Source organism: Ideonella sp. (assembly GCF_035254525.1).
Taxonomy (GTDB): Bacteria; Pseudomonadota; Gammaproteobacteria; order Burkholderiales; family Burkholderiaceae_C; genus Ideonella.
In genome coordinates this window covers 1-5,295 of sequence record NZ_DATFAN010000153.1, presented here as the reverse complement: position 1 = coordinate 5,295, position 5,295 = coordinate 1, and the positions used below count along the sequence as shown (strand labels likewise).

Here is a 5,295-nt window from a genome sequence, read left to right as displayed (position 1 = left end):
GGGAGACGGTGCTCAGTTGCGACCGACGGCCGACCAGGCGGCGGCCACCGCGCCCGATTCGGGCGAGCCCGCACCGTACAGGTCGTTGGCGGCGCTGATCGTCGCGGCGCGGGCGCCGGCGTAGGTCGTGGCGGAGGTCATGTAGACCGTCAGCGCGCGGTACCAGACCTTCTCGGCCTTGTCGCGGCCGATGCCGCCGACCGTGCCGGTGCCCGACGCGACCCGGGTGTTGCCGGCGACGCAGGTCTTGCTCGGCGAGCCGTTCGTCGTGCCCTCGGACAGCAGGTAGAAGAAGTGGTTGGCCGGGCCCGATGAGTAGTGCACGTCCAGGCTGCCCAGGCCCGAGTACCAGCAATCCGCCGAAGCACCGTCGCTGCTCGGGTTGATCATCGAGCGCAGGGCGCCGGTGCCGCTCTTGTAGAGCTTCTCGCCGATCAGGTAGTCGCCCGGGTCGTTGGCGTTGGCGGCGTAGAACTCGACGGCGGTGCCGAAGATGTCGCTGGTCGCCTCGTTCAGGCCGCCGGATTCGCCCGAGTAGGTCAGGTTCGCGGTGCGGCTGGTCACGCCGTGGCTCATCTCGTGGCCGGCCACGTCGAGCGAATCGAAGGGGTTGAAGGTCGTCCCGTCGCCGTCGCCGTAGGTCATGCAGAAGCAGCTGTCGCTCCAGTAGGCGTTGTTGTAGCGGCGGCCGTAATGCACCCGGTTGTAGGCGCCCTTGCCGTCGTTGGCGATGCCGTTGCGGCCGTGCACGTTCTTGTAGTAGTCCCACGTCACGGCCGTGCCGTACTGGGCGTCGACGCCCACCGTCTGGGTGTTGGCCAACGTGCCGTCGCCCCAGAGGTTGTCGGCATCGGTGAAGACCGAGCCGCCGTTGCTGCGGTTCTTCATGTCGATCGTGTACTGGTTTCCGCGGCTCGGGTCGCGCAGGCTGTAGACGCCCGAGACGAGGTCGGTGGTCAGCGCCACGGTACCGTTGAAGAAGCCACGCCCGGTGCCGGCCGCCGGCGCCGTGTGGACGTCGTCCCAGGTCTCCTGCAACGCGGCGGTCTGCGCGTCGACGATCACGTGTAGCTCGCTCGGCGTGCCGTCCGCGCGGGTGCCGAAGACGCGCACGTCATAGGCCAGGCGCGGCTGCTCGCCACGGGCGTAGACCACCAGCTCCGAGCCGAAGCCGCGCAGGTCACCCGGGTGGGCGGCCAGGGCCGCCGCCTGGGCGGCGCCCGGGCCGATCGACGGCCGCTGAGGCAGGGCAGCGAAGTCGCGCGCCAGGGTCTTGGAGATGCCGGCGAAGACGCCCCCGCGTGCCGAGTGCACCACGAGGTCGCCGCCGATCACCCGCAGGCCGCGGAACTGGCGCTCGAAGCGCACGTGCTCGGCGCCGTCGGCATCGCGCACGACGTCCTTGAAGGTGTAGCCGTGGCCGTCGCCGTGCAGGCTGTGGCCCGGGAACGCCGCGATGTGGGCTCGGGCACGTTGCTCGGCGGTCTGCGCATCGCCCGCGTGGGCGGCCAGCGGCATGACAACGAGGGCCGCCGCGGCGACAGCCAGGGCATGAGCGCGAATACAGAACTTCATCAACCTTGCTCCTCAGGGGTAGACGAGGGAAAAGTACCGGCCTGCCATGTCGTGGTGGCGGCCGGACGCCTTGGGAGCGCGCACTGTCGCCGCGCGAGGAATCCCTAGAAATAGGGGGTTATGCTATGCGGGTGATCGCTATCCGGGCGATGACCGATAGGCCAGACCGGCATCGGCCGTGTAGATGGACCAGCCGGTTTTCCGCGCCGACCTATGATCGCGACCCATGCGAATCCTGCGCGGCCTGCACCACCCTCGCCCGCTGCCCGGCCCGGGCTGCGCGCTGACGATCGGCAACTTCGACGGGGTGCACCGTGGCCACCAGGCCATGCTCGCGCTGCTGATCAACGAGGCGAAGCACCGTGGCCTGCGCAGCTGCGTGATGACCTTCGAGCCTCACCCGCGCGACTTCTTCGCCGCCCGCGCCGGCACGCCGGAGAAGGCACCGCCGCGCATCGCCACCTTGCGCGACAAGCTCGGCGAGCTGGCGCGCTGCGGCGTCGACGACGTGGTGATCCTGCGCTTCGACGAGCACCTGGCCAGCCTGCCGGCCGAGGACTTCATCCAGCGCATGCTGGTCGACCGGCTGAACGCCCGCTACGTGCTGGTCGGCGACGACTTCCGCTTCGGCGCCAGGCGCGCCGGCGACTACACGATGCTCGATGCCGCCGGCGCGCGGCTCGGCTTCGACGTGGCCCGCATGCTGAGCTACGAGGTGCACGGCCTGCGCGTGTCCAGCTCGGCGGTGCGCGAGGCGCTCGGTACCGGCGAGATGGAGCGCGCCGCCACGCTGCTCGGCCGGCCCTACGCGATCACCGGCCACGTGGTGCACGGCAAGAAGCTCGGCCGCGAGCTCGGTTTTCGCACGCTGAACCTGCGCTTCCCGTTCCACCGCCCGGCCGCCCACGGCATCTTCGTCGTGCGGGTGCACGGCCTGACCGAGACAGCATTGCCCGGCGTGGCCAGCCTGGGCGTGCGACCCACCGTCGAAGACGCCGGTCGCGTGCTGCTCGAGACCCACTGCCTCGAATGGCCGGGCCAGCTCGGCGCCGAGCACGGCTACGGCCAGCTGATCTCGGTCGAGCTGCTGCACAAGCTGCACGACGAACGGCGCTACGAATCGCTGGAAGCGCTGCGCGCCGCGATCGCACAGGACGAGGCGGACGCCCGGGCGTGGCTGGCGAGCGCCGGCACTCCCCCCGGGCGATAGAATCGCCCCATGGCCCGCCCTCTTTGCCCCGCCACGATGCGGCCCGCGTTGCGCGCCGCTTGGTGCCCGGCCGCGCGCCGCGGCCATGTGGCCACACGCCGGCAGACCACGCGCGACCGAATTCAGATCAGCGCCGCCTGACAGCCCGGCGCCACGCGCGCCGCCGCCCGGGCCCTGGTGCCCGCCGCCCGCCCCAGATCCACGCGCCCGCCCCGGAGCGCGCCCCGCCATGACCGACGCCACCCCCGACTACCGCAGCACGCTGAACCTGCCCGACACCCCCTTCCCGATGCGCGGCGACCTCGCCAAGCGCGAGCCGGGCTGGGTCAAGGAGTGGGAAGAGCATGGCATCTACAAGCGCCTTCGCGAAGCGCGCTGCAACGCGCCCAAGTTCATCCTGCACGACGGCCCGCCGTATGCGAACGGCCAGATCCACATGGGCCACGCCGTCAACAAGGTGCTCAAGGACATGATCGTCAAGGCCCGGCAACTGGCCGGCTTCGACGCGCAGTACGTGCCCGGCTGGGATTGCCACGGCCTGCCGATCGAGAACGCGATCGAGAAGAAGCACGGCCGCAACCTGAGCCGCGACGACATGCAGGCCAGGAGCCGCGCCTATGCCACCGAGCAGATCGCGCTGCAGATGGGCGACTTCAAGCGCCTGGGCGTGCTGGGCGACTGGGAGCGGCCCTACCGCACGATGGATTTCGCCAACGAAGCCGGCGAGCTGCGCGCCTTCAAGCGCGTGATCGAGCGCGGCTTCGTCTACCGCGGCCTGAAGCCGGTCTACTGGTGCTTCGACTGCGGCTCGTCGCTGGCCGAGTTCGAGATCGAATACGCCGACAAGAAGAGCCAGACGCTGGACGTGGCCTTCCTGTGCGCCGAGAACGACCGCCTGGCCGCCGCCTTCGGCCTGCCGGGCCTGGCCAAGGACGCCTTCGCGGTGATCTGGACGACGACCGCCTGGACCATCCCCGCCAACCAGGCGCTGAACCTGAACCCGAAGATCGAGTTCGCGCTGGTCGAGACCGAGCGCGGCTTCCTGGTGCTGGCCACCTCCCTGGTCGAGAAGTGCCTGGCCCGATATGGCCTGACGGGCCAGGTGGTGGCCACGACGCTGGGCGAGAACCTGGGCGGCATCCACTTCCGCCACCCGCTGGCGCACGTGGACCCCGGCTACGACCGCCTGAGCCCGATCTACCTGGCCGACTACGCCACGGCGGAAGACGGCACCGGCATCGTGCACTCGTCGCCCGCCTACGGCGTGGACGACTTCAACTCCTGCGTCGCGCACGGGATGAAGTACGACGAGATCCTGAACCCGGTGCAGGGCAACGGCAGCTATGCCGCGCAGTTCCCGCTGTTCGGCGGCCAGAACATCTGGAAGGCCGTGCCGGTCATCATCGACACGCTGAAGGCCGCCGGCCGGCTGATGGCCACCGAGACCATCACCCACAGCTACCCGCACTGCTGGCGCCACAAGACGCCGGTGATCTACCGCGCCGCGGCGCAGTGGTTCATCCGCATGGACGAAGGCGAAGGCGTGTTCACCAAGGACAAGGCGCCCAAGACCCTGCGCCAGATGGCGCTGGACGCGATCGACCAGACCGGCTTCTACCCCGAGAACGGCCGCGCCCGGCTGCGCGACATGATCGCCAACCGGCCCGACTGGTGCATCTCGCGCCAGCGCTCGTGGGGCGTGCCGCTGCCCTTCTTCCTGCACAAGGACACGGGCGAGCTGCACCCGCGCACGATGGAGATCCTCGACCAGGCCGCCGACATCGTCGAGCAAGGCGGCATCGAGGCCTGGAGCCGCGTGACGACCGAGGAGATCCTCGGCGCCGCCGACGCGCCGCACTACACCAAGAGCGCCGACATCCTCGAGGTGTGGTTCGACTCGGGCTCGACCTTCCGCCACGTGCTGCGCGGCACGCACGCCAAGGATCCGGCCGGCTCGCTCGGCTACCACGAGGCCGGCCCCGAGGCCGACCTCTACCTCGAAGGCCACGACCAGCACCGCGGCTGGTTCCACTCGTCGCTGCTGATCGCCTGCGCGCTCGAGGGGCGCGCGCCCTACCGCGGCCTGCTGACCCACGGCTTCACGGTCGACAGCCAGGGCCGCAAGATGAGCAAGTCGCTCGGCAACGGCGTCGATCCGCAGGAGACGAGCAAGAAGCTCGGCGCCGAGATCATCCGCCTGTGGGTGGCCGCGAGCGACTACTCGGGCGACATCGCCGGCGACGACAAGATCCTGGCCCGCGTGGTGGATGCCTACCGCCGCATCCGCAACACGCTGCGTTTCCTGCTCGCCAACGTGAGCGATTTCGACCCGGTGAAGGATGCGGTGCCGGGCGACGAGATGCTCGAGATCGACCGCTACGCGCTGGCACGTGCCAGCGAGCTGCAGGCCGAGATCCTCAAGCACTTCACCGCCTACGAGTTCCACCCGGTGGTGGCCAAGCTGCAGGTCTACTGCTCGGAGGACCTCGGCGCGTTCTACCTCGACGTGC

The 5,295-nt window shown here is 69.9% G+C and carries 3 protein-coding genes; 2 read left to right on the top strand and 1 reads right to left on the bottom strand.

The annotated features are described in order from the left end of the window. Positions 1–12 precede the first annotated feature (12 nt). Positions 13–1,575: a M4 family metallopeptidase gene (locus VJ693_RS15530; protein WP_324155531.1), complete on the bottom strand. Its 1,563-nt coding sequence runs from the start codon at positions 1,573–1,575 to the stop codon at positions 13–15. Positions 1,576–1,801: 226 nt separating this feature from the next. Here VJ693_RS15530 and VJ693_RS15525 point away from each other — a divergent pair, with 226 nt between their 5' ends. Both VJ693_RS15525 and ileS read left to right on the top strand, forming a co-directional pair. Further along, positions 1,802–2,785, top strand: coding sequence for a bifunctional riboflavin kinase/FAD synthetase (locus VJ693_RS15525; RefSeq protein WP_324155529.1), 984 nt, complete (start codon positions 1,802–1,804; stop codon positions 2,783–2,785). Positions 2,786–3,014: 229 nt separating this feature from the next. Further along, positions 3,015–5,295 (top strand): isoleucine--tRNA ligase (gene ileS / locus VJ693_RS15520; RefSeq protein ID WP_324155528.1); only part of this gene is annotated, 2,281 nt, incomplete at its 3' end.